At 58.8% G+C, this 24,704-nt stretch carries 20 protein-coding genes and 1 tRNA gene; 11 read left to right on the top strand and 10 right to left on the bottom strand.

The features are described from left to right. Positions 1-6 precede the first annotated feature (6 nt). A complete protein-coding gene (locus BFV97_RS09935; protein WP_069300196.1) occupies positions 7-846 on the top strand; it encodes an NAD-dependent epimerase/dehydratase family protein in 840 nt (279 codons plus the stop codon). Positions 847-1,175: 329 nt separating this feature from the next. On the opposite strand, the gene BFV97_RS09930 is transcribed toward BFV97_RS09935, so the two are convergent. Then, positions 1,176-1,261: transfer RNA gene (locus BFV97_RS09930), tRNA-Leu, on the bottom strand. Between the two features lie 68 nt (positions 1,262-1,329). Next, complete coding sequence (gene hemC / locus BFV97_RS09925; RefSeq protein WP_069300296.1) at positions 1,330-2,256, bottom strand: hydroxymethylbilane synthase; 927 nt, start codon at positions 2,254-2,256, stop codon at positions 1,330-1,332. A 115-nt stretch (positions 2,257-2,371) separates the two neighbouring features. Between hemC and hemE the strand changes: the two genes are divergently transcribed. After that, a complete protein-coding gene (gene hemE / locus BFV97_RS09920) occupies positions 2,372-3,412 on the top strand; it encodes a uroporphyrinogen decarboxylase (RefSeq protein WP_069300195.1) in 1,041 nt (346 codons plus the stop codon). A 209-nt stretch (positions 3,413-3,621) separates the two neighbouring features. Beyond that, the gene (locus BFV97_RS09915) at positions 3,622-5,010 is read left to right on the top strand and encodes an aspartate aminotransferase family protein (protein WP_069300194.1); all 1,389 of its coding nucleotides are present in this window, start codon (positions 3,622-3,624) and stop codon (positions 5,008-5,010) included. A gap of 10 nt (positions 5,011-5,020) precedes the next feature. Here BFV97_RS09915 and BFV97_RS09910 read toward each other — a convergent pair whose 3' ends face one another. After that, positions 5,021-5,251 (bottom strand): hypothetical protein, encoded by a 231-nt coding sequence (locus BFV97_RS09910; protein ID WP_069300193.1) that lies wholly within the window; start codon positions 5,249-5,251, stop codon positions 5,021-5,023. Between the two features lie 200 nt (positions 5,252-5,451). Between BFV97_RS09910 and BFV97_RS09905 the strand changes: the two genes are divergently transcribed. Then, positions 5,452-6,489 (top strand): ATP-binding protein, encoded by a 1,038-nt coding sequence (locus BFV97_RS09905; protein WP_069300192.1) that lies wholly within the window; start codon positions 5,452-5,454, stop codon positions 6,487-6,489. Positions 6,490-6,620: 131 nt separating this feature from the next. Then, entirely contained in the window at positions 6,621-8,711 is a 2,091-nt protein-coding gene (locus tag BFV97_RS09900) for a S8 family serine peptidase (protein ID WP_069300191.1), read from the top strand. 13 nt (positions 8,712-8,724) lie between these two features. Here BFV97_RS09900 and BFV97_RS09895 read toward each other — a convergent pair whose 3' ends face one another. Then, positions 8,725-9,864, bottom strand: a complete 1,140-nt coding sequence (locus BFV97_RS09895; protein ID WP_069300190.1) for a phosphatase PAP2 family protein — start codon at positions 9,862-9,864, stop codon at positions 8,725-8,727. A gap of 193 nt (positions 9,865-10,057) precedes the next feature. On the opposite strand from BFV97_RS09895, the gene BFV97_RS09890 reads away from it, so the two are divergent. From BFV97_RS09890 to BFV97_RS09875, 4 genes are all read left to right on the top strand, one after another. Further along, positions 10,058-11,644 carry an AfsR/SARP family transcriptional regulator gene (locus BFV97_RS09890; protein ID WP_157888307.1) on the top strand — a complete coding sequence of 529 codons (1,587 nt, stop codon included), beginning with the start codon at positions 10,058-10,060 and terminating at the stop codon, positions 11,642-11,644. A gap of 107 nt (positions 11,645-11,751) precedes the next feature. Beyond that, entirely contained in the window at positions 11,752-12,720 is a 969-nt protein-coding gene (speB, locus tag BFV97_RS09885; protein WP_069300188.1) for an agmatinase, read from the top strand. A gap of 1 nt (position 12,721) precedes the next feature. Further along, complete coding sequence (gene speB / locus BFV97_RS09880; RefSeq protein ID WP_069300187.1) at positions 12,722-13,666, top strand: agmatinase; 945 nt, start codon at positions 12,722-12,724, stop codon at positions 13,664-13,666. A gap of 9 nt (positions 13,667-13,675) precedes the next feature. Continuing rightward, positions 13,676-14,764 carry a Zn-dependent alcohol dehydrogenase gene (locus tag BFV97_RS09875; protein ID WP_108721667.1) on the top strand — a complete coding sequence of 363 codons (1,089 nt, stop codon included), beginning with the start codon at positions 13,676-13,678 and terminating at the stop codon, positions 14,762-14,764. 52 nt (positions 14,765-14,816) lie between these two features. Here the strand turns inward: BFV97_RS09875 and BFV97_RS09870 are convergent, their stop codons facing one another. The 4 genes from BFV97_RS09870 to BFV97_RS09855 form a co-directional block, all read right to left on the bottom strand. Continuing rightward, on the bottom strand, positions 14,817-16,025 hold the full coding sequence (locus BFV97_RS09870; protein ID WP_069300185.1) for a GAF domain-containing sensor histidine kinase: 1,209 nt from the start codon (positions 16,023-16,025) through the stop codon (positions 14,817-14,819). Between the two features lie 362 nt (positions 16,026-16,387). Continuing rightward, entirely contained in the window at positions 16,388-17,407 is a 1,020-nt protein-coding gene (locus BFV97_RS09865; RefSeq protein WP_083225587.1) for a calcium-binding protein, read from the bottom strand. 294 nt (positions 17,408-17,701) lie between these two features. After that, positions 17,702-18,115 carry a VOC family protein gene (locus tag BFV97_RS09860; protein WP_069300184.1) on the bottom strand — a complete coding sequence of 138 codons (414 nt, stop codon included), beginning with the start codon at positions 18,113-18,115 and terminating at the stop codon, positions 17,702-17,704. 116 nt (positions 18,116-18,231) lie between these two features. Then, a complete protein-coding gene (locus BFV97_RS09855; RefSeq protein WP_069300294.1) occupies positions 18,232-19,806 on the bottom strand; it encodes a SulP family inorganic anion transporter in 1,575 nt (524 codons plus the stop codon). 221 nt (positions 19,807-20,027) lie between these two features. Between BFV97_RS09855 and BFV97_RS09850 the strand changes: the two genes are divergently transcribed. After that, entirely contained in the window at positions 20,028-21,266 is a 1,239-nt protein-coding gene (locus tag BFV97_RS09850; protein ID WP_069300293.1) for a mandelate racemase/muconate lactonizing enzyme family protein, read from the top strand. A 99-nt stretch (positions 21,267-21,365) separates the two neighbouring features. After that, positions 21,366-22,571, top strand: coding sequence for a TCR/Tet family MFS transporter (locus BFV97_RS09845; RefSeq protein WP_069300183.1), 1,206 nt, complete (start codon positions 21,366-21,368; stop codon positions 22,569-22,571). Between the two features lie 3 nt (positions 22,572-22,574). Here BFV97_RS09845 and BFV97_RS09840 read toward each other — a convergent pair whose 3' ends face one another. Together BFV97_RS09840 and BFV97_RS09835 are read right to left on the bottom strand one after the other, a co-directional pair. Then, on the bottom strand, positions 22,575-23,513 hold the full coding sequence (locus tag BFV97_RS09840) for an aldo/keto reductase (protein WP_069300182.1): 939 nt from the start codon (positions 23,511-23,513) through the stop codon (positions 22,575-22,577). Positions 23,514-23,625: 112 nt separating this feature from the next. Further along, entirely contained in the window at positions 23,626-24,702 is a 1,077-nt protein-coding gene (locus BFV97_RS09835) for a BMP family ABC transporter substrate-binding protein (protein ID WP_069300181.1), read from the bottom strand. Positions 24,703-24,704: the final 2 nt, after the last annotated feature.

Here is a 24,704-nt window from a genome sequence, read left to right as displayed (position 1 = left end):
GATAACATGCTGAAAAAACTGGTTTTAACAGGGGCTGCAGGGCGGCTCGGGTCTTATCTGCGAGAGCCACTGTCAAAAATGTGCGAAGAGCTGGTGTCTACGGATATTGCAGAAGGCATTGGCAATCTTTACCCCAACGAGCGGTTCGTTCAGGCGGATATTGCCAAGTTTGACGAGGTAGAGCCGCTGATGGAGGGGGCCGATATGGTCATCCATTTCGGCGCGATCGTGGACGAAGTTCCCTTTGAAGAGATTTGGGGTCCGAATTTTGTCGGATCGTATAACGTGTGGGAAGCAGGCTATCGTCACGGCGTGCGCCGGATCGTTTATGCAAGTTCCATCCATGCGGTCGGGATGCACCCGTCGCGGGACAATATCGGCGTAGATGCACCACACCGTCCGGATACGTTTTACGGTCTGGCCAAATGTTTCACCGAAGATCTGGGCCGGATGTATTGGGAAAAACGCCAGATGGAATCGGTGCATCTGCGGATTCTTTCGGCAGCACAGGTTACGGGCGCACGGGCGCTGGGCACATGGTTGTCATACGACGATCTGATCCAACTCGTCACCCGCGCGATTGAAACGCCTGTGGTGGAGTGGAGCGTGATTTACGGCGTGTCCAACAATGACCGCGCACCTGTGGACAACACAAAGGCGCGGCATTTGGGGTATAAGCCGAAGGACAATGCAGAGGTGTTTGCACAAGAAATCCTCAAAGATGCACCGCCAATGGATCCAACCGATGTGGGCCATTCCAGACTAGGCGGACCCTTCGCCTCGGTTGAGCTGGGGCAGAGCGGTCTGGCCACGATGGACATTGTAGACGACAAAAAGATCACCTGATCCGGAAAGATCAAATCGCAACGCCGGAGCTATCTCGTCCGGCGCAATTATTTATTGAACAGGGCGGCGCGATAAGTGCCGCCCTTTTTCCAAGCTGCATACCATCCCCACAAATCCCTTATTAAAATAACCTGTCTGTGAAATCCCTTTTCCATCTGGTCCGCTTGCTGTTTCGGTACGGCGGTCGCGAAACGTCGTATCTCCCTCAGGCAGGATACACCCCACAGCTTAAGAAATACTTACCACCACAAAGGCGATTATCGTCGGAGTTTTGCGAAACCGGGACAGTGCACCCATCACGTCAGAGAGGGTAATCCGCTGAATATTACTGGTGCGGGCGGGGGGACTCGAACCCCCACGGCACAAAGGCCCACAGATTTTAAGTCTGTTATGTCTACCATTCCATCACGCCCGCAACCGGCTGACTGGAGGCGCACAATTGCGGTTTGGGCCGCGATTGTAAAGCGCCTCTATGCGCGGTTTTTAGAAAAAATTATGTCCCATGCGGGGGCGCAGGCGGGCGGCCATCTCTGCGCCGATCTCTGCCGCTTCGGTGCGCGCGCCAGAGAGGGTCTCTGTCAGGCTCTCGCTGCCGTCGGGACGCAATACCTCACCGCGCAGGGTGATTTGGTCGCCGTCGAGCAGGGCCAGCCCCGCAATCGGTGTCTGGCAGGACCCGTCCAGCCCGCGCAGCAGGGCGCGTTCTGCGAACAGGCGTGTTTGCGTTTCGGTGTCGTTGATCAGGGCCAGCGCGTTGGCTGCGGTTTCGTCATCCTTGCGCCGTTCGATCCCGATGGCACCCTGCGCGATGGCGGGCAGCATGTCGTCGGGGGAAATCGGTGTGGCGGTGTCGGCCGGCATCTCAAGCCGTTTCAATCCGGCCATTGCCAGAAAGGTTGCCTGCGCCACCCCTTCGGAAAGTTTGCGCAGCCGTGTTTGCACGTTGCCGCGAAATTCAACCACTTGCAGATCGGGCCTGCGGTGTTGCAATTGTGCGCGCCGCCGCAGCGACGATGTGCCGACAACCGCGCCGTGGGGCAGTTCCGCAATCCCTGTCACACTGGGGGACAGAAACCCGTCGCGCACGTCTTCGCGGGGCAGGATGCAGTCGATCACCAGACCGTCGGGCAGGTCTACCGGCATATCTTTCATGGAATGCACCGCGATGTCGATGGTGCCATCCAGCATGGCTTCTTCGATTTCCTTGGTGAACAGCCCCTTGCCGCCGATCTCGCTCAGGGCGCGGTCTTGCACGCGGTCGCCTGTGGTTTTGATGGCGTGGATTTTGAAGGCGGATTCGGGAAGGTCCAGCGCGGCCATCAGCCTGTCACGGGTTTCGTAAGCCTGCGCCAGCGCCAAAGGAGAGCCGCGGGTGCCAATGTTCATCGGGGTATCAGGTGAATAGGTCATAAGTTGCGGTTTAAGGCCGCGCTTGCCCATAAGCAAACGGGAAAATGTCGCGGACGGGTTCCCCCGACGGCGGTGGCGGGATATAGCGGGCGGAGTTTGCACGAAAGGCTGCGCGATGAAAACCGAAGACAAGTTGCTGTTGCGTGCACTGCGCGGGGAAACCCTGCCGGTGCCTCCGATCTGGATGATGCGTCAGGCGGGCCGGTATCTGCCCGAATACAAGGCCACCCGCGCCGAGGCAGGGGATTTCCTGTCCCTGTGCTATAATCCCGATCTGGCCACCGAAGTGACCCTGCAACCGATCCGCAGGTTCGGATTTGACGCAGCGATCCTGTTTGCCGATATTCTGCTGGTGCCACAGGCGCTGGGGGCGGATTTGTGGTTTGTCACCGGTGAAGGACCGCGCCTTTCCACCGTTACAACGCCTGCGGATTTCGCCAAGCTGGGTCCGGCAGAGGACATCCACGAGACCCTGTCCCCGATCTATCAGACCATCCGCAACCTGCGTGAAAGCCTTCCCGCAGAGGTGCCGCTGATCGGTTTTGCCGGTTCGCCGTGGACCGTGGCGACCTATATGATTGCAGGGCAGGGCACGCCCGATCAGGGGCCGGCCCATGCGTTGATGAAAGAGAACACGGCGCTGTTTGAAAAGTTGATTGATCTAATCACCGAAGCAACGATCCTCTATCTGTCCAAACAGGTTGAGGCCGGTGCAGAAGTGGTTAAGCTGTTTGACAGTTGGGCGGGATCTCTCGACGGGTTGTCTTATGCGAAATACTGTATCCGCCCCACGGCCAAAATTGTGTCCCGCCTGCGCGAACGCTGGCCCGATCTGGCCATCATCGGTTTCCCGCGCGGTGCGGCGCCGGACGGATACGCGGCCTATGCCAAACACACCGAAGTGGATGGTCTGGCAATTGGCGGCGAAATGGATGCTGACTGGGCGGTAGAGAACCTGCAACCCTTTGTTTGCGTTCAGGGAAATCTTGACCAGACCCTATTGGTAGAGGGCGGCCCGCGTCTGGTCTCCGAAACCAAACGCATTGTCAAAGCCTTCTCCCGCGGTCCCCATATCTTTAACCTCGGTCACGGGATCACGCCGGATGCGGACCCTGACAACGTCAAACGGATGATTGCTGCGGTCCGCGGGGGTTAAAACCGGCGCATCAACCAGTCGGGCGCCGGAGCGTCCGGCCGGTTCCGCCCCAGGCCTGCGCCTGGCTCGGGGATATTTATCTGCCAGAAGAAGCGGGGCGGCGCGGTCCGTCCTGTGTTTGGATCCACTCTGTCGAATGCGATTGACGGGTTTTGAACTGTCGCGCTAACGTCGCGGCAAATCGCCCGTAATGCTTTGAAGGAGTGAATATGAAACGGATTGACAACCACCTGCCCACAGCCGACCTGCAGCGGTTGGATGCGGCCCATCACGTCCATCCTTTCACCCACGGCGCGGAACTGGCCGAGAAGGGTGCGCGGGTGATCACGCGGGCCGATGGTGTCATGCTGACCGATAGCGAAGGGATTGAGATCCTCGACGGTATGGCCGGATTGTGGTGCGTCAATCTGGGCTACGGGCGCAAGGAACTGGCCGAGGTTGCTGCGGCGCAAATGGCGCAACTTCCTTATTACAATACGTTTTTTCAAACCACCCATCCCCCTGTAGTGGCCCTGTCCGCGCGGCTTGCCGAACTGGCGCCGGGTGATCTGAACCATGTGTTCTTTGCCGGATCAGGGTCGGAAGCCAATGACACCAACATCCGTCTGGTGCGCCATTACTGGGCGTTGAAGGGCAAGCCCGAGAAGAAAACCATCATCAGCCGGAAGAACGCCTATCACGGCTCGTCAATGGGCAGCGGCTCGCTTGGCGGTATGGTGGGGATGCATGCGCAGGGTGGGATGCCGATCCCTGACATCACCCACATCGACCAGCCCTACTGGTACGGGGAAGGCGGCGATATGGACCCTGCGGAATTCGGTCTGGCCCGCGCCCGTGCGCTGGAGGCAGAGATCGACCGGATCGGGGAAGACAAGGTTGCCGCCTTTATTGCCGAGCCGATCCAAGGGGCGGGCGCGGTGATTATTCCGCCGGAAACCTACTGGCCGGAAATCCAGCGCATCTGTGACGAGCGTGACATCCTGCTGATTGCGGATGAGGTGATCTGCGGTTTCGGGCGCACTGGTAACTGGTTCGGGTCCCAAACTTTCGGCATCCGGCCCGACATCATGACCATCGCCAAGGGACTGTCGAGCGGCTACCAACCGATTGGCGGTTCTATCCTGAGTGATGAGGTGGCCGGGGTGATCAGCTCGGATGAGTTCAACCACGGCTACACCTATTCGGGTCATCCGGTGGCCTGTGCCGTGGCACTGGAGAACCTGCGCCTTCTTGAAGAAGAAAAAGTGATCGAGCATGTGCGCGACACGGCCGCGCCCTATCTGGCGCAGAAATGGCGCGAGATCAGCGATCATCCGATGGTTGGCGAAGCGCGCATTATCGGAATGATGGGGGCGCTGGAACTGTCACCGGACAAGGCCAGTCGTGCACCGTTCAAAGCGGAGAAAGGCACCGTGGGACTGCGTTGCCGCGAAAGATGTTTCGCCAACGGTCTTGTGATGCGTCATGTGGGAGATACGATGATTATTTCACCGCCGCTGATCATGACCAAAGACAATATTGACCAGTTGTTCGAGCGGGCGGTGAAATCGCTGGATGAGACCCTTGCGGGTCTCAAATCCGACGGTTTATGGGCCTGATAGCGCTGTTTCAGGGGACCAGTTTGTCACGGAAAACGAATGATACGATCTGGTCCCGTGAAATATTGTAGCGGCTGCGCAGGGTGTCGTCGTCCATATCCTGCATTGCGGTGATGGTATCGGCGCGGGATGCGGCGAGTGTCAGATCTTCAAAGAAGCGCAGCACAGCGGCGCCGGCGGTTTGCAGGGCGGACCAGATAGCGCCGCCGAGGGTTGGTTTGGTGTCTGAAATATAAGCCATGTTCGTTCCTTTCACTCCGTGTCAGGAGCCTGTCATACTGTTGGGGTTTAAATGGGAGCTGGAAGGCGTTTGGACAACGGACAATCTGTTAAAGCCGATATGTGTCTCGTGCATGGCTCTGGCGGAATTTCCGGATAAACGCGGGAACGGGTTGAGCCTGACGCATGGATGCGGCAGGGAGGGCGCAAAGGAGACAGCGCATGCTGGAAGCAGGAATCAAGGCCATTCTGAACGCGCTGGGCGTTGCGGTATTTGTGGTGGACAGCGACCAGACCATTGTGTTTCGCAATGAATCCGCGGTCAGCCTGTTCGGGACCGGCACGCAGGGGCGCAAACTGGCCCATTACGTGCCGAACAAACGCTGTATCCGCGCGGTCGAAAGTACGATCGACGAAGGCGGTCAGGCCAAAGTGGACGTGCGGTTGCAACTGGTTGTGCCCACGACGTTTTCCATGTCGGCGGTGCGGGTTGATCCGGATGCCAGCCGCTCTGACGCGCTGGTTGTTGTCAGCTTTGAGGATGTCAGCCACATTGAGGAAGCCGAGCAGATGCGTTCTGAATTTGTGGCAAATGTCAGCCACGAGTTGCGATCACCGCTTACGGCGCTCTATGGATTTATTGAGACACTTCAAGGGCCTGCACGGTCTGATCCAAAGGCGTCGGACAGGTTTCTTTACCTGATGGAGAAAGAAGCGGCGCGGATGGCGCGGTTGATTGATGATCTGTTATCCCTGTCCAAACTGCAATCCGAAGAGAAATATGCGCCGACAACGGTGGTCGATTTGCGCCCTATTCTGGAACGGCTGAGCGCCTCTCTCGAACCGATACTGGACCGCGAGCAAACTACGGTCAGGCTTGATATTCCGTCCGATCTGCCAGAGGTGATCGGGATCACGGACGAGCTGACACAGGTTTTTGCCAATCTGATCGAAAACGCCGCGAAATATTCCCGAAACGGTGCTGTGGTGTCCATTGAGGCCGGCGTGGACGAGATGGAGCCGGACATGGTGCGTGTGACCGTCAGCGATCAGGGCGAAGGTATCGCGCCAGAGCATATCGCCCGTCTGACAGAGCGGTTTTACCGGATCGACAAGGGGCGGTCCCGCGACAAGGGCGGCACCGGATTGGGGCTGGCGATTGTAAAGCACATCCTGATGCGCCACCGCAGCCGGTTGCAAATTGACAGTACTGTTGGTGTCGGAAGCCGGTTTTCCGTGGTGATCCCCCGCGCGATCTGACTTTGCCATGCAGGGTGTGAATAATCCGTTAATCGCGCCGCGGCCGATAACTTGTGTTTGACACAAATGCCGGTTCTACCGTCTGATACTCCGTATTAAGCGCAATTTTTATTGTTTACGGAGGTATCGGGATGGATTTCAGCTGGGGCACACCGCAGGAAACGTCTGTGGTGGACGGGTATCTCGACTGGTTCGATCACGTTTACCAGCCTGCGGGTGGCGGGGCGCTTGGCTATCGGCCTCTGCTGGTTCGGGTGAAACCGACAGGACGACCGGCGACCTTGCTAAAAACCCTGCGCTGGATCAAACGTAAACTCGACGCTGCGGGGCAGGGTGCGGATTTTCTGATAGACGGGATCGAACGGGCACATCTCGACCGGTTGCTGGCGCATCCTCCGGCGGAAGATGCAGCGCCTGATCTTTTCTTGCATGTCTCCAAATCGCTCGGGGATTTTGCCGCGGTCTACGGCAGATGGCTGGAGCCGCTCCCAAACGGGGGGGCGCGCCCGCCAGAACCATCCACCCGCGCCCCCGCTGGCGGCGCCCCCCATCCTGCACCTGTTGTGGCGGTGATTGACGATGCGATTGGCTATCTCAATGCGCGGTTCACCACCGGAACCGCGCCCCAACGCAAGACGCGGCTGGCGGCAATCTGGTTGCAATGCGAGGACAGCATCACCGACACCGATGGCCAGATCGGGATAAACTGCGGGCGGGTTTTGCAGGCGGGCGACATCGACGCGCTGCTGGCGCAGGGTGACAGGCTGGACGAGCCCGCGGAATACAGCGCGATGAACAAGGCGCTATACGACCGGCAGATCAGCCCGGTCTGGCATGGCATCACAGCGGGGGGCGGCTCCGAACTGGCCAGCACGCACGGCACGATTGTCGCGGATATTGCGGCGGGGGCCGATCCGCTGGACGGGGCGGACACCCTGTGCGCCTGTCCGATGCTGGCCGCGCAACTGCCCCCCCAAGCGGTAGAGGATACCTCTGGTGCCACATTGCAGCCCTATGTGCTGCGGGCCTTGCGCTGGATAATCTGGCAGGCGGACAGGTTGCAGGTGGACGGGCAGCACCGCCCGCTGGTGGTAAATATCTCGCTTGGTGTGCTGGCAGGGTCCAAGGACGGAACCAGCCTGATCGAACGGCAGATCGCCGCCGAGGTCTACCGGCGGGAAGCCCGCACAGGCCGTCCGATGCGGGTGGTGTTTGCCTTTGGCAATGACGGGCTGACGCGGCAGGTCGGCACCTTTGATCTGGAACCGGAGGCACCGCAATCGGTGACTTTGCGGGTGCAATCAGAGGATTACACCCCGAGTTTCGTTGAACTTCGCCCCGAAGATCCCGACGCCCTGTTGATCGGGATGGACAGTCTTTTGTCCCAACCTCTTGTGCTCGGGACAGTTCCGCTTGGTCACAGTGTTTCACTGGCGCGCGGATCGGCGCCGGCGGTGGCCCGCATCTATGCAATTGCGCCGCAGCAACTGGACGGGGGCGGGCAAACCTCTGCGTCTTATCTGCTGGCAATCGCCCCGACCGCCGCGTTTGAGGCGGGCAAACCGCTCGCCCCGAGCGGACCGTGGCAGATCACGCTCGGGACCAACGCAGCCGCGCAAACAGTGCGGATCGAAGTGCAGCGGGACGACCGGCCCTTGGGGTTTCAGGCACTGGCGCGGCAGTCCTATCTGGACGACACGGCGTTATGGGTCTGGAAACCGCCAGTAAAAACCAAATACGCCCCCAAAGCAGACGGGCCGGTGACGCGGATCGGGACGGAATCCGGCTGGCTGTCGGCAGGGATGCCCGAACAGGTTTATTGTGTCGGTGCGGCCCTGTGCGATACGGGATTTGCCGCGCCATATTGCGCAACGGGCGGTCCTTTGTCTGCCAGAGAACCCGGTGTTTCGGCCATTGGGGACAGTAGCTGGACCCTGCGCGGCGTCTTGGCGAGCGGCACGCTCAGCGGTAGTGCGACGGTCATGTCAGGCACATCGGTTGCGGCGCCCCAGATCACGCGGCAACTGGCTGTTTTGTTTGCCAGTGGTGCGGACATCGGGCCGTGGCATCCGCCATCAATCAATGCAAAGCGGGAGATGGCCGCGCTGTCAGCGCTCGACTGGTCTTATGTGCCGCAATACGAGCTGGACCAGCTCGGCCCGCTGGCTGTGTCAGCCGAAGCAGGGCTGCGTGCGCGTCTGGATAACGGCTATCGCCCCTGATCGGGCAGGGCGGTTAGGCCCATTCCTTTGCGGCGGCATCCCAGAGCTTTGACAACAGGTTTTCCCGACCGGCTGCGGGCAGCGAAATTTCGGTGCGGGTGATGGTGGGATCACTGCTGCCGGGCATGGTTTCCCCAAGCAGCGACAGGTTGAAATCCCCCCGAAACGCGCCGCCGTTAAAGGCGTATGCGGATGTTTTATCCGCCTGACTGCAATAGTTGATGATGAATTCTGCAAGCGCGATGCCAAGGGTGGCACCGGCTACGCTGTCCGTGGGAAAGTGGACGCCAGCCACCGTGCGGTTCAATGCAATCCGCGCTGACAGCCGGTAGGCGGGCAACTGGTCCTGCACGCCTTGCACGGGCGTCTGAAACTCCGGATCGCTAAGCCGGGCAAGCAGGGTGGCGGCGGCGAAACTTTCGGTGGCGTGACCGCTTGGCCATGCGGGGTGGTCCGGTGAGGTAATCATCGGCTGGACCTCTTGTGCAAAGGCAATCGGGCGGGGACAGTCAAACAACTGCTTCAGCCGCATTTCGCAGACCTGACAGGTCCGCTGCACCAGCGCCAGCAGTTCCAGCGTCCATTTATGGGTGTCGTTGGACAAATAGCTGAGCGCACCGAAATAAGGGGTCAGATCCCCCACTTGCGACAGGATTTCCGCCTGTCGGTCAAAACGCAGGTCAGCAGCGGTGCGCAGGTAGTAAAGCTGTTCCTTGAATTGGGTGAGACTCGGACGTGTCAGCGTGACCAGCGGGGTATGGATGGTCCCGCCCTGAAAGCTGACGCCGGCCTCATTGTGGGCAACGGTGTTATCGACCCGCAAAAGCCCCATGATCTCTGCAAGAATGGCAGCGGAGCGGGGGTAGCTGCCCATCTTTTTGAAGGTGCGCCATTGCCGATCGGCGGTGCTGCCATTGCCGGTTTCATAGGACACAGGGCGTTTCGGGGTGCCGTCCCAGAACCGCTGCGTGCCGTCCCGCGTAGTGATCAGTCCGGTGCTGAGATAGGGGGAACCGCCTTGGCCTTGTGGTCCCTGTGGACCTTGGGGCCCTTGTGGACCCTGAGGCGTTTGCGGCCCCTGCGGACCTTGTGGTCCCTGCGGGCCTTGTGGACCCTGCGGACCTTGAGGGCCTTGTGGTGTATAGATCGCCATAAACCAAACTCCTTCAATCAATGGCTACATTGAATGAACTGAGGAGGATTATGTCAAATCATCGCTGCAAAATGCCGGATATATTCACGATTAATTCACATTATCGCGAAACTCCTGCTAAGATACCACCATTGGGTGCAGGCTCTGACGGTGGGGGCGTGTCCGAGGGGAATTAAAGGCGAATTTTAGTGTTGTGACCAATCCATTAGCGATCCAGACCATAGGGCCACTGCAAATTACCGGCCCGAACGGAGAGAATCTGACACCCAAAGGGGCAAAGTCCTGCGCTTTGCTGGCGATACTGGCGTTAACCGATGGAAAGGCGCGGCCAAGGCGGTTTCTGGAGGAAAAGCTGTGGAGCGGGCGGGATCCCGAGCAGGCCGGACAAAGCCTGCGCCAGGAGCTGACCCAGATCCGCAAGGCGCTCGGGGCGTATAAATCCTGCTTTGTCGTGGATCGCACCACCGCCTGTCTGGATGTGAATGCGGTGGTCGTTGACTGGGACAATGCAGAGATCCGCACAGATGAAACACGCGAATTGCTGGAAGGGCTCAGCGTGCGCGACCCTGCCTTTGAAGACTGGCTGGCGGAATTGCGTGACGCATTTGAACGTCGCAAGACAGCCTATGCTGCGCGCAACCACGGCTTGACCCTGCGCACCCGCAGAAGCGAAGGGCTGGGCGGCTCTCAGAGCATCCTGAGCGATGTTCTTGCGGATCAGATCGGTCAGAACATTGCCGAGCAAGTAAGGGCATGGCGTCAGGTCGATGTGCGCATGGCCGAAAGCGATCACGACGAGGCCGAGATCGAAATAACCGCCCATGTCGCAGAGGAAGACGGCAAGAGTCTAGCCTTCATCCGTTTGATCCATCCCGGAACAGGGCGGGTGCTGCACACGCAAAAGGCGCTGGTCAACAGTGGCGCACTAAAGGCGGCGAGCGAGGATTTACTGGCCGACATCACCATTGAAGCAGCAGAGAAAACCCTTGATGCGATGGGTAAGGCGTTCCCGTCCGAACGCCCGGAGCTGGCCTCTGCTGCGATGGCGCGGCGGGCCGTGCGCGAGATGGAAAGCTTTGAGGCGGGTCGTCTCGACGTTGCGGACCGCCTGTTCCAGAATGCCTTTGATATTGACCGCAACGGGTTGTTTCTGGCGTGGCAGAGCCTGTTGAAAACCATCCGCCTGACCGAACTCCTTAGCCGGGACGCGCAGGCCGATCTGGACCAGATCGAAGAATTGAACCGCAAGGCGATGGAACTGGACGGGGAAAACCCGCTGGTGCAGGCGCTGGTCAGTCAGGTTCAGGTCTTGATGTTTGCCGACCTCGGGGCGGCCAATGCGGTGGCGCAGCAGCGGCTCGACCCGAACCTGTCGGGTGCGTTTTCAATGGTGTCTCTGGCCAGTGCAAATATGTGGGACGGTGACAGCGAAGCCGCCTATGCCCTGACCAAAAAGGCCACTTCAGTTGCGGGGCGTTCCAGTTTTCACCACTGGTGGGACACCTTCCATTGCATCAGTTGCATTGCCTCGGGGCGGTATGACGAGGCGATCCTCTTCGGGGAATCCGCGCGCAAGGCCGCGCCGAACTTCCGTCCGCCGCTGCGCCATCTGCTGGCCCTTTTCGCCCATACCGGAGAACGGGAAAAGATGCACATCGTTGCCGATCAACTGAAGCGGCTGGAGCCTGATTTTTCGCTGGAGAAATTCAAATCGGACGAAGCCTATCCGGTGCGTACCCTGCGCCATGCCAACCTGCTGGACTTCCCGACCGACGAGTGATGGTGCGCATTTTCTGACGCTGGGGAATTTCCGGCTTTGGTGGCAAAGCGGGCTTGTTTTTTGTGTGCCTTGTGCAAATGCTGTGGCAAACACACGAAAGGCGCATCATGGCACTGGAAGACGCAGCAAAAGTCATTGACGAAGGCATCACGCGACAGGGGTATAAGGGACACGGGTTTGAAGCAACCTACGCCGGTGTGACCTCATTTTTGCGCCGGACCTACAGCAAGGATCTGACCGGGGTTGATCTGGCAGTGACGGGCATTCCTTTTGATTGCGCTGTGACCAACCGCCCCGGAACAAGGCTTGGCCCTCGCGCCATCCGCGAGGCATCCAGCCTGCAATCCCCCGATGCACCCTATGGCTGGGATGTGGACCCACTGGTGGAATTTAACGTGGCCGATTATGGTGATGTGGCTTTTGATCATGCTAAAACGTGGGAATTTCCCAAGGCGTTACAGGCCCATATCGCCGGTATTCTGGCGACGGATACCGCCTGCCTGTCCCTTGGCGGTGATCACTATGTGACCTATCCGATCCTCAAGGCCCACGTGGAAAAACACGGGCCGGTGTCCTTGCTGCAATTTGATGCCCATAGCGACACTTGGGTTGATGACGATCCGGAACGCATCGACCACGGCACCATGTTTTACAAGGCCGTGAAAGAGGGTTTGGTTATTCCCGAACGCTCTGTTCAGGTGGGCATCCGCACCACCAATGAAGACACGCTTGGCGTCAATATCATCGACGCGCCCGAGGTGCACCGCATCGGTCCCGAAGCGACCGTGGCGCGGATCAAAGAGGTTCTGGGCGATCATAAAACCTATGTGACCTTTGACATCGACGCCCTTGATCCTGCCTTTGCACCGGGAACCGGCACACCCGTCTGGGGCGGCTTGTCGAGCGCACAGGCCGCAGCGATCCTGCGCGGACTGGCAGGAATCAATGTCATCGGTATGGATGTCGTCGAAGTCTCGCCCCAATATGACGTTAGCGGCGCGACAGCCATCGCAGGTGCCCATGTTGCCGTTGAACTGATGTGCCTCTGGGCCCATCGCCAGAAATTCGGAGCGTAAGATGTATAATCAACCGATGGGTGGAAACGAAATGCCCCGCTTCGGCGGGCCGGGGACTTTTATGCGCCTGCCTGTGGCGGACACCGCCGAGGGGCTGGATGTAGGGTTTATCGGCATTCCGATGGACATCGGCACAAGCTGGCGGTCGGGCACGCGGTTCGGCCCCAAGCAGATACGCGCCGAAAGCAACATGCTGCGCCCCTATAATATGTGGACCAAAGCCGCCCCGTTTGAACATCTGCAATGTGCCGATCTGGGGGATGTGGCGATCAATACCTTTGATCTAAAGGACACGGTCCGCCGGATCACCGCCTATTACGACGATGTGTTGCAGCATGATGTGATCCCAATGACCCTTGGCGGGGATCACACGCTCAGCCTGCCGGTGCTGCGGGCGATTGCCAAAAAACACGGGCCAGTGGCGCTGGTGCATGTGGATGCCCATGCGGACATTAACGAACATATGTTTGGCGAGGACATCGCCCACGGCACCCCGTTCCGCCGCGCCCATGAAGAAGGGCTGTTACAGGATGACAAAGTGTTCCAGATCGGCCTGCGCGGCACAGGCTATGCCGCTGACGATTTTGACGAGGCGCGGCGCTGGGGGTTCACGGTGGTTCAGGCCGAAGAAATCTGGCACAAATCCCTCTCACCGCTGGCGAAACGCATCCGCGAAAAGATTGGCGATACGCCCTGTTACATCACCTATGACATCGACAGCCTCGATCCGGCCTATGCGCCGGGAACCGGCACGCCGGAAATCTGCGGGTTGACCCCGCCACAGGCCGTGGAGCTGATCCGCGGGTTGAAAGGGCTGAATATCGTAGGCACCGATCTGGTTGAGGTCTCGCCCCCCTATGACCCGAGCGGGAACACCGCGCTGGTGGCGGCGAACCTGATTTATGAAATGCTGTGCATCCTGCCCGGCGTTTCTGCAAAATACTGACACAAAAGGATAATTCCCATGAAAGCTGCCGTCTGCCGTGAATTTGGCCAGAATCTGAGCATCGAAGAAATCACGCTGTTGCCCCCCGAGGCGGGGCAAGTGCAGGTGAAACTCGAAGCCTGTGCCATCTGCCATTCGGATATTTCCTATATCGAAGGCGCTTGGGGCGGGCATTTGCCTGCTGTCTACGGACATGAGGCCGCGGGCCGCATCTCGGCAATCGGGTCGGGGGTGGCAGGCTACAGCATCGGAGATCCGGTGTTGGTGACGCTGATCAAATCCTGTGGCACCTGTCCCACCTGTGCGGACGGCCATCCGGTGAATTGCGAAACCGGAACCGACCGCGTGGCGCAATCCCCGATCCGACTGGAAGAAGGCGAAGTGGCGGAACACGGGTTGCTAACAGGCGCTTTTGCCGAAGAGGTAGTGGTGGATCAGAGTCAGATCGCCCCGCTGCCCGATGACATCCCGATGGATGTGGCCAGCCTGCTGTCCTGCGGTGTGATCACCGGCCTTGGCGCCGTGGTGAACACCGCTGGCGTGCGGCCAGGCGCATCTGTGGTGGTGATTGGCGCGGGCGGTGTCGGGCTGAACACCATTCAGGGCGCGCGGATCGCGGGGGCCAGCACGATCATCGCGCTGGATCTGGAAGACGAGAAACTGGACGGAGCGCTGGAATTCGGCGCGACCCATGCGCTGAATGCAGGGACTGACGGGCTGGTGAAACGGGTGCGCACCATAACCGGCGGGCGCGGGGCGGATTACGTCTTTATCACTGTGGGCGCCATCAAGGTCTTTGAAACCGCGCCCCGCTATCTGGCGGCACGGGGGCAAATGGTGATGGTCGGCATGCCGCCCTCTGGCGCAAAGGCGAGCTATGAACCCGTCGTGCTCTCGGCGCTCAGCCAGTCGATCACAGGGTCGTTGATGGGGGGCACGGTGCTGAAACGGGACATTCCGTGGATGATTGATCTCTACCGGCAGGGCGGTCTCAAACTCGACGAATTAATCACCAACCGCTACCCGCTCGACCGGATCAACGAGGCGATTGCAGACACGAAAGCCGGAAAATCCCGGCGCAATGTGATTGTATTTTAGGAGGAGTTGCCACCCAAGCGCGAGGGGCTGATGCCCCCCACGTTTTAAGGGGTTAAGCCGCCTCCAGACGCCACGCCGGTAGGCGAATGACGGCTCTGGTATAGTCGTCGCTTTTCTCTACTTCAAACTCGCCGCCGTGCAGTTCCACCAGCTTGCGGGTCAGCGGCAGCCCCAATCCAAGCCCGCCGCGGGTGTCGCGGTTCTGGATGTCTCCGCCAACAAAAAACGGTTCGTAAAGCGCGCTCAGTTCAACGCTTTCATCCAGTTGGCCGTTGTCCGTCACCAAGAGTTCGACATTCCCTTCCGCATCCTGACGGCTGCCCACTGTGATCTCTGCACCACCGTGATTGATCGCATTCAGCGCAAGCGCGTGCAGCGCGATTTTGATCTGGTTCGGGTCAAGCAGGATCGGGGCGACGAAGCGGTTTTCCTCCATCGAGATCGTTTTCAGCGTGCCATCCTGACCGGGCAAAACCAGATCGGCTGTGTCTTCAAGAAGACTGTTCAGATCGCAGGTTTGTTCATTCAAACGAAGTTCGCCGGTGGCTGCGTTACTGAACTGGATCACTTTTTCGACCAGTTCCGTCAGATGGGCGGCGGACTTGCTTGCGGAACTGATCAGTGACGTGTTGACCCCCCGCTGTGCTGTCGCCTCTAGCAGTTTGATACTGCCGAGCAGAACAGAAAGCGGGGTGCGCAATTCATGTCCGACAAGGGTGATGAATGTCGATTGAACAGAAGGATCTTCGCTCCGGTCCACCGGCGTGGGCGGCACCCCTTCAAGCGCTGCGACAACGGCGCGGCCCAAATCCTCCAGCACGGCCATCTGCTCTTCGGCAGGGGCGTCATGGGGCACAAAATCCAGACCGCAGAGGCTGCCGAATCGCTGGCCGGATGACAGGATCAGCGGCACACCGGCGTAAAAACGGGCACCCGGACCGCCCTCTACCACCATCGGATGTTTCGCAAATCTGGGATCCTTGCTGAGATCGGGAATGACCATCGGCTCACCGGACATGATGGTATGGGTGCAGAAACTGTTGTTCTTCGGCATCCGTTCAAGCTCTATTCCGACAACGGATTTATACCACTGGGTCTCTTCCTCAACAACGCTGATATGGGCGACCGGACAGCCCAGAATTTTTCGGGTCGCATCGCAAATTGCGTCGAAAACCTTGTCGTTCGCCTCTTGCATGCCCGGCACCGCATGCACCGAGCGAACCCGCGCTTCTTCGTTGAATGGTATGGGATATGTCCGCACCTAAACCTCTCCGTGTTAATATTTAACAAGTTGTAGACTCGCGAGAGATTCCGACAAACGCCTGAGTGTCCGACATTCGCTAAATTTTGGTTAACAGCGGTAAACGTGTAACAGTAAAAGCCGCGGTGTTGTGGTGACCGTTCCGGTTGGCACCTTGCGAGGGGAGGGCTGTATTTCGGATAATGGTCACAAGAGTGCGGGAGTCACGCATTTCCGTTTCACGTTTGGTCATTACTAAATGGGGTGGCCATACTCGTTGCCAAGCCCGTTAAGAGACGGAATCCCTATCCGCGCTACGTGAGGGGTACCGCTCTCGGGGCAGTTGGTCGCGTCCCGCTACAATGCGGGACGCGGAAGCGCTCTTAGAATGTAAATTCACGCCATGACAGTTCTGCCAATTGGATTTCTTCAATCAACAATGAAGATTCCGGGCTGATTTCGATCAGGACCCCTCCATCGGTATCAATTGCAAAGTTTTTCGCCAGATCCCTGAAACTCTTAATATCCGCGCTTTCCGAAAGATCAATTTTTTCACGACCTTTGACACTGAAATCGGTGATCCTGTCATGCCCGAAGTCGCCGGCGAACACGAACTGATCAGCAGAGGAGCCACCAGTTAGGATGTCATTGCCGGCCCCGCCGTTGATCAGGTCGCGACCTTTTCCGCCGTCGATCAGATCATTGCCGCTCCCCCCGTAAAGCGCATCGTGGCCATTGCCACCTGACAGGGAATCATCGCCTGACCCACCGAAGATGTCGTCCTTGCCGCCGTCGCCCGAGAGGTTATCCTCACCATCGCCGCCATACAATCGGTCAGCGCCACCTCCTCCAAACAGGATGTCATTACCCGCTCCGGCGGACAATTCGTCTGCGCCTTTTCCGCCTTCAAGGGTGTCGTTGCCGGTTCCCCCGTCAAGCTGGTCCGAACCTTTCCCTCCGACAAGACGGTCGTCTTCAGTGCCGCCATTCAGACTGTCATTTCCGTTTAGTCCGCGGATTACATCTGCACCGCCGTATCCGAAATAGATGTCGCTACCTGTGTCACCTGACCAGATGTCGTTTTCAGACGTTCCATGCCAAGCCAGATCGTCTTGAACTATCACTGTAATGATTTCGTCGAGATAGCCATTATAGTAAATCTCAATCGTGAACTGCTCTTCAGGTTCGTCCGTCGTGTCAGCGCGTGCGCCGAAAGAATATGTCTTCGACGCCGTAATGTAACCGTTCACATTAGACATTGCGGAACTGATGACGGAACCGAGATACCCATCTGCCGATGTTGCAGTCCCAGCAACGAAGCGGACATCGATGCTAGGGTTGTAACCGTTATAAGAGTACGAAAACGCGGATGTTTCGCCTTCGCGAATAGTAAAAGTTGTCATGAAATTCTCAAGATTTATTAGTGGAGGGTTGCTGTCGTTGTTCGGTAGAGATGGTATCTTTTAGCGGGGTAAGTATCCTCAAACTGATTGTTAAAAATATATGGGTGACAATAGCTTAGGATGAAAGACGGACAGGCGCAATACTACTTTTGGTTGATATCCCCTGCGTTGCGTAAGGGGAGCAGGGGTCAGCGGTTCTTGGCGCCTAGTAATTAACGGGCTGGTTTAAAACACTGAACGGCAACTTTAACAGCAATTGATGGTTCAGTCTGTCGGCGCGTGTTCCAAACTCCGTTACCCGATCCTATCGTCATCCCCCTTACTCGAAAACAGTGCGAGTTTGTTGCCTTGGGGGTCTCTTAGGTAGCTGACGTAGAAATCCGGGCTGTAGGCAGCGCGATAGCCGGGCTGGCCTTCGTCTGTTCCCCCTGCGACAAGGGCGGCGGCGTGGAGGGTTCGGACGTCTGCATTGGTCTTTGCCTCGAATGCGATCATGCTGCCGTTTCCGGCAGAGGCGGGTTGCCCGTCAAACGGGGGTTTGACGTAAAAATCCGGCATATCCGGCGTCTGGCCTGTTGATACCGGCAGCGCATAGCTTAGACCTTCGGGGCCTTCCGTCAGGGTGTAGCCAAGGGCGGGCAGGAAGGCTTGGTAGAACCTCTTGGCGGCGGTCATATCATCGGCGCCAACTGTGACATAAGCGATCATTCGGGATACTCCTTTGGTCCCGAGCCTAGCGCAGTTCGGGCGGGCAGGTACAGCACATGAAAAAAGGCGCGGAGGGTGGTCCTCCGCGCCTTTTGTTTGTGTCGCCAACTGTCGTTCTAATGGCTGCCGATGCGGCCCAGTTGCACGTCGTAATCGACGCTCAGGCGGTAATCGGGGTCGTCGTCCGTATCCACCATCAACTGGCCCGCTTTGGTCAGCAACTGGTGACAATCGCGGCTGAGATGGCGCAGCATCAGGCGCTTGCCTGCGGCGTCGTATTTCTCGGCCACAGCCTCAATCGCTTGCAGGGCGGATTGGTCCACAACGCGGGAGCCTGCGAAATCAAGGATCACAATGTCGGGGTCCTCGGCAGGTTTGAACAACTCCTGAAACCGTGTGGCAGAGCCAAAGAACAGCGGACCTTTGATGTCGTAAACCCGCGCACCCGGTTCGGATTTGCTTTCGTGATGGGTGGCGGAAATCATAGATGCCGCATTCCATGCATAGACCAGCGCGGAAACGATCACGCCGACAACAACGGCGATGGCAAGGTCTTCGGCCACGGTGACGGCTGTGACCAGCAGGATCACAAAAGCGTCTGCGCGGGGCACGCGGGCCAGAATGCGCAGGGATTGCCATGCGAAAGTGCCGATCACCACCATGAACATCACACCCACAAGCGCGGCCAGCGGGATCATCTCGATGATCGAGGAACCGACGAGGATAAACGCCAGCAGGAACAGCGCGGCAGAGATACCCGAAAGCCGTCCGCGCCCGCCGGAGTTCACGTTGATCATGGACTGGCCGATCATTGCACAACCGCCCATACCGCCGAAAAATCCGGTTACGGTATTGGCCGCACCCTGTGCCAGACACTCGCGCGAGGCACCGCCACGCTGGTTAGTGATCTCACCCACAAGGTTCAGGGTCAGCAGGCTCTCGATCAGGCCGATGGCGGCCAGAATGATCGAATAGGGCAGGATGATCCAGAGGGTCTCAAGCGTGAAGGGAACGGCGGGAATGGCAAACGCGGGCAGGCCGCCTTCGACAGAAGCCATGTCACCAACGCGGGGGACGGGAATATCGAACAGGATCACCACCACCGCGACGATGCCAATAGCGGCCAGCGGTGCGGGAAAGGCGCGGGTCAGGCGCGGCGTGGCCCAGATGATCGCCATAGTCGCCGCCACCAGCGCCAGTGTGATCCACAGCGTAGAACCGGACATCCACGTATGGCCACCGGCCCCGTCCGGCACGCGGAACTGTTCCATCTGCGCCAGAAAGATCACAATGGCCAGACCGTTCACAAAGCCCAGCATCACCGGATGGGGCACCATGCGGATGAATTTGCCCAGCCGGAAGATACCGGCGGCAATCTGGATGATCCCCATCAGAACAACCGTGGCAAACAGATATTGCACCCCGTGTTGCGCCACGAGAGAGACCATCACAACCGCCAGCGCGCCGGTCGCACCGGAGATCATACCGGGGCGTCCGCCAAAGGCAGCCGTGATCAGGCCGACGATGAAGGCGGCGTAAAGGCCGACCAGTGGCTCGACACCGGCGACAAAGGCAAAGGCTACCGCTTCGGGGACCAGTGCCAGCGCAACCGTCAGACCGGACAGGATGTCCGTGCGGGTCTGGGGAAGGTTAAGCTCCCGGCTGCGGGAGAAATAGGTGCTCCCGCGCAGGCGGGAAGCAAAATCGGAGATTGGTGTGTTTTTCGTCACTTTGGCGGTTTCCTGCTATCGGTGCTTGGCCGTGGCTTAGGGGGTTCGGTGGAAAAGTGAAAGGGTGGTTTTGGGCTCGCCCCCTTCAAGAGCCGCAAATTGCGTTAAAAATCACGCAAACAGGCTGGAATCCTGCGGACAGGCGGGTCAGTGTGGCCGGAAACAACGGGGATTTTTGGAATATGAAACTGGCCGATCTGGAAATTTTTGTCGTAGGCAACCCGCCACCGGGCTGGGGCGGACGCTATTTCATCTTTGTGAAGCTGACGACGGATAACGGTATTGTAGGCTATGGCGAGGTTTACGCCGCCTCTGTCGGACCCGAGGCCATGTGCGCGGTGATCCGCGATGTGTTTGCGCGGCATATGGCTGGGGAGAACCCCGAGAATATCGAAATGATGTTTCGCCGCGTCTATTCCAGCGGCTTCACCCAGCGCCCCGACCCGACCACCATCGGCGCGTTCTCGGGGATGGAAATTGCCTGCTGGGATATTCTGGGCAAGGCCCATGACCGCCCCGCCTATGCGCTCATGGGCGGACTGATGAACAAGCGTATCCGCTCTTACACCTATCTTTATCCGATGGAGCATCACGACCAGACCAGCTTTTGGTCCGATCCCCATGCAGCCGCGGAATCCGCGGCGGAAATGGTGTCGCTCGGCTTTACGGCGGTAAAGTTCGATCCGGCCGGACCCTACACCCTGCGGGGCGGGCATATGCCTGCGATGGGGGATATTGCGCTCTCGGTTGCCTTTTCTAAGGAAATCCGCGCCGCTGTTGGGGACAGGGCGGACCTTTTGTTTGGCACCCACGGCCAGTTTTCCACAGCGGGCGCGATCCGGTTGGGGCAGGCGCTGGAACCGTATTCTCCGTTGTGGTTTGAAGAACCTGTGCCGCCGGATTGTGTGGAGGAGATGGCCCGTGTTGCGCAGGCGGTGCGCATCCCTGTCGCCACCGGAGAGCGTTTGACCACCAAGGCGGAGTTCGCCCCCGTCCTGCGCAGCGGGGCGGCCAGCATCCTGCAACCCGCCCTTGGCCGGGCGGGGGGCATCCTTGAAACCAAGAAAATCGCCGCCATTGCCGAAGTCTACAACGCCCAGATCGCCCCGCATCTGTATGCCGGACCCGTGGAATGGGCTGCAAATATCCAGCTTGCGGCGAATATCCCGAACCTGCTGATGGCTGAAACCATCCAGACCGGCGGGGAGTTCCATATGGACCTGATCAAGCATTCCATCACGTGGGAGGACGGCTTTATCCTTGCACCAACAGCCCCCGGACTAGGGATCGAATTTGACGAGGATCTCGCCCGCGCCCATCCTTGGACCGGAACAGGGTTGCATCTGGAAATGCAGGAAGCGCCTTGCAGTTATGACAGGCCGAACGGCTTTACCGGAGGGGCATCAGACAAAACAGGCTGACGCAAGGGAAGCACGAGGTTGCCATAAAACGGGGGCTATTTTCTTGTCAGGCTGCTTTGCATGGCCTAGAAAAATCCGACGCCGATCGGATTAGCACGCATGCCCCAAAACAGAGCCATTCACTTCATCCTGATAACGGTGGTGATTGATGCTATCGGGATCGGGCTGATTATGCCTGTCATGCCTGCGCTTTTGCTGGACCTCGGGGGCAGCACGCTGGCCAATGCCGCAATCTGGGGTGGTATCCTCTCTACGGTCTTTGCCGCGATGCAATTCCTGTTCGGCCCGCTGGTTGGCAACCTGTCGGACCGTTTCGGACGGCGCAAAATCCTGCTGGTGTCGATGACGGTCATGGCGATTGACTACGTTATTATGGGGCTGGCCCATGCGCTCTGGCTGCTGTTTCTGGCCCGTGTGCTTGGCGGGATCACGGCGGCGAACCATTCCACCGCTGGCGCGGTAATAGCGGATGTGTCCAAGCCCGAAGAAAAAGCCGCGAATTTCGGGTTGATGGGGGCGGCTTTCGGGATCGGGTTTATCCTTGGGCCGATGCTGGGCGGGCTGATGGCAGAATTTGGCCCCCGCGCACCGTTTTATCTGGCGGCTGTGATGGCAGGGGCGAACGCCGTTTTCGGCTATTTCGTCCTGCCCGAGACCGTCACCGACCGCAACCGCCGCGCCTTTGAGTGGCGCCGTGCGCTGCCCCACGGGGCGTTCCGGTCTGTTGCGGCCATACCGGGACAGGGGCGGATGATGATCGTGCTGTTCTTTCAGGAAATCGCCTTTGTGGTCTATCCGGTGATCTGGGCCTTTTACACCATTGGCAAATTCGGCTGGGAGCCGTGGCTGGTGGGTGTATCGCTCGGCGCATTCGGGGTGATGATGGCGCTCAGCCAAGGGCTGTTGATCCGGCTGGCAATCCCGCGTCTGGGGGAATACGGCACAGCAGTGCTGGGGCTGACGATGGAAATGCTGGCTTTTGTGGGGATTGCCCTTGCACCGGCTACTTGGGTGATATTCGCCCTTTTGCCGGTCAGTGCGCTCGGCATGCTGGCCGGTCCGGCCATGCAAGGAATCATGAGCCGCGCCGTGCCTGATGACGCACAGGGGGAATTGCAGGGCGTGGTCAGCAGCGTGCGGGCGATGGCGTCCATCATCGCGCCGTTGGTGATGACGGGGCTGTTCAGCTTGTTCACCCGCGAAGGCGCTGCCCTGTATTTTCCGGGGGCGCCGTTTATCGCTTCGGCCTTCCTGATCCTGATCGCCCTGTGGATATTCCGCGGCTGGCGGCGGGATGTATTTTAACGTTCAGGCTTCTTCCAGACGGTCCGTGGCAGGGGCAGGTTTCGCAGATAGGGCAGCAATCTCGGCGTAGTCTGCCGCGCTTAGCGGCGCTGTCATAGCCGCGAGTGACGGGCGCAGTTGGTCCACCGTACGGGCCGAGATGATCGGGGCGGTAACAGCGGGATGGGCGGCAACAAAGCCCACCGCCAAGACTGCCGGATCAACGCCTTTGTCCGCTGCCAGCGCTGCAAGTTCTTCTGCTGTCCGGTGCATCTGTTCCAGCCCGTAACGCGCTGCATAGCGGTGGTCCTTGGACAAACGCCCGTCTGCCTGTCTGCCTGCGGCGTATTTGCCCGTCAGCAAGCCGCCGCCCAGCGGCGAATAGGGTGTGACCTTGATGCCTTCGGACAGGCACATGGGCAGCAGTTCCACCTCTGCCTGACGCTTCACAAGGTTATACATCGGCTGGATTACGTCGATCTTTGTTCCGGCAGACGCGGCGATCCCTTGCGCCTTCATCACCTGCCACGCGGCATAGTTGGACACGCCGATGTAGCGGATCTGCCCTGCCTGTTGCATCGCGGCCAGTGTGTCGAAGGTTTCCTCCAAGGGGGTGTCATCATCAAAACGGTGAATGAAATAGATGTCCACATAATCCGTCTGCATGCGGCGCAGGCTCTCGTCCAGTTGCGCGGTCAGATTTTCGCAGCTGGACGGGCCGACGTATCCGCCCTTGCTGGTCAGGATCAGGGAGTACCGCTCTGCCTTGGCCAGTTTGCCGAGGATCGTTTCAGAGGCCCCGTTGGTATAAACCCAAGCGCTGTCAAAGAAATTGATGCCAGCGTCGCGGCAGGTTTTGAAGACAGCCTCACTTTCGGCTTCGTCAGAGCCGCCCCCGAATTGCATGGTGCCAAAGCAGAAAGGGGAGGCGGGCGCGCCGTTCAGGGTGGTAAATTCGGACATGGGGAAACTTTCAAACGACAGGATTTGCGCGCAGGGTAATCCGGAAGTTCAGGGTATGTAAACGAAAAGGCCCGCGCGGATGCACGGGCCTTTCGCAAATTATGGGCAGGGCTTAGTTGGGGATCTCTGCCTCGATACCTTCAACGTAGAAATCCATGCCAGCCAGCGTACCGTCATCAGCGGTTTCACCTTCGGCCAGCCAGGCGGAACCGTCCTGTTTGTTGATCGGACCTGTGAAGGCGTGAACCTCGCCAGAGGCCAGCTTGTCCGCCAGTTCCTGTGCGGAGGCGCGGACTTCGGCAGGGATGGCGTCGGTCATTTCACCGATTTCAACCATGCCTTCCTTGATACCGTGCCAAGTATCGGTGCTTTCCCAAGTGCCGTCCAGCATCGCCTGTGTACGTGCCACATAGTAGGGTGCCCAGTTGTCGATGATAGAGCTGACCCGTGGTTTAGGTGCGAACTGCCCCATGTCGGACGCCTGACCAAAACCGATGATGCCTTCGTGTTTCTTCATCTCGGACATAGGTGCTGTGGAATCGGTGTGCTGCATGATCACATCCGCACCCTGTTCGATCAGCGCGTTTGCCGCGTCGGCCTCTTTGCCCGGATCAAACCATGTGTAGGCCCAGACCACTTTGAATTTCACTTCGGGGTTCACCGCTTTGGCCGCCAGATAGGCAGAGTTGATGCCGCGGATCACTTCGGGGATCGGATAGGACGCAATGTAACCGATGGTGTTGGTCTTGGTCATATGTCCGGCGATGTGGCCGATAACCGCGCGGCCTTCATAAAAACGTGCGGAGTATGTGGACACGTTGTCGGCCCGTTTGAAGCCTGTGGCGTGTTCGAATTTTACGTCCGGAAACTTCTTCGCCACGTTCATCACGTGATCCATGTAGTTAAAGGATGTCGCAAAGATCAGCTTGTGGCCGGACAGGGCCATTTGCGTCATCACACGTTCGGAGTCTGCGGATTCCGGCACGTTTTCCACATAGGTGGTTTCGACTTTGTCGCCCAATGCTTCCTCGATCGCCTTGCGGCCCTGATCGTGTTCATAGGTCCAGCCCATGTCGCCCGGAGGCCCGATGTAGATGAAGCCGACTTTCAGTTTGTCTTCGGCAAACGCCGCACCGGCAAGGCCGGTGGCGACTGCTGCGCCTGCGAGCAGGGTTTTGATAAGATTCATGA

It is taken from the genome of Neptunicoccus sediminis (genome assembly GCF_001719615.1).
Lineage (GTDB): Bacteria > Pseudomonadota > Alphaproteobacteria > Rhodobacterales > Rhodobacteraceae > Amylibacter > Amylibacter sediminis.
Note: the sequence above shows the minus strand (reverse complement) of the source record. Positions and strands in the feature narration are given on the sequence as shown.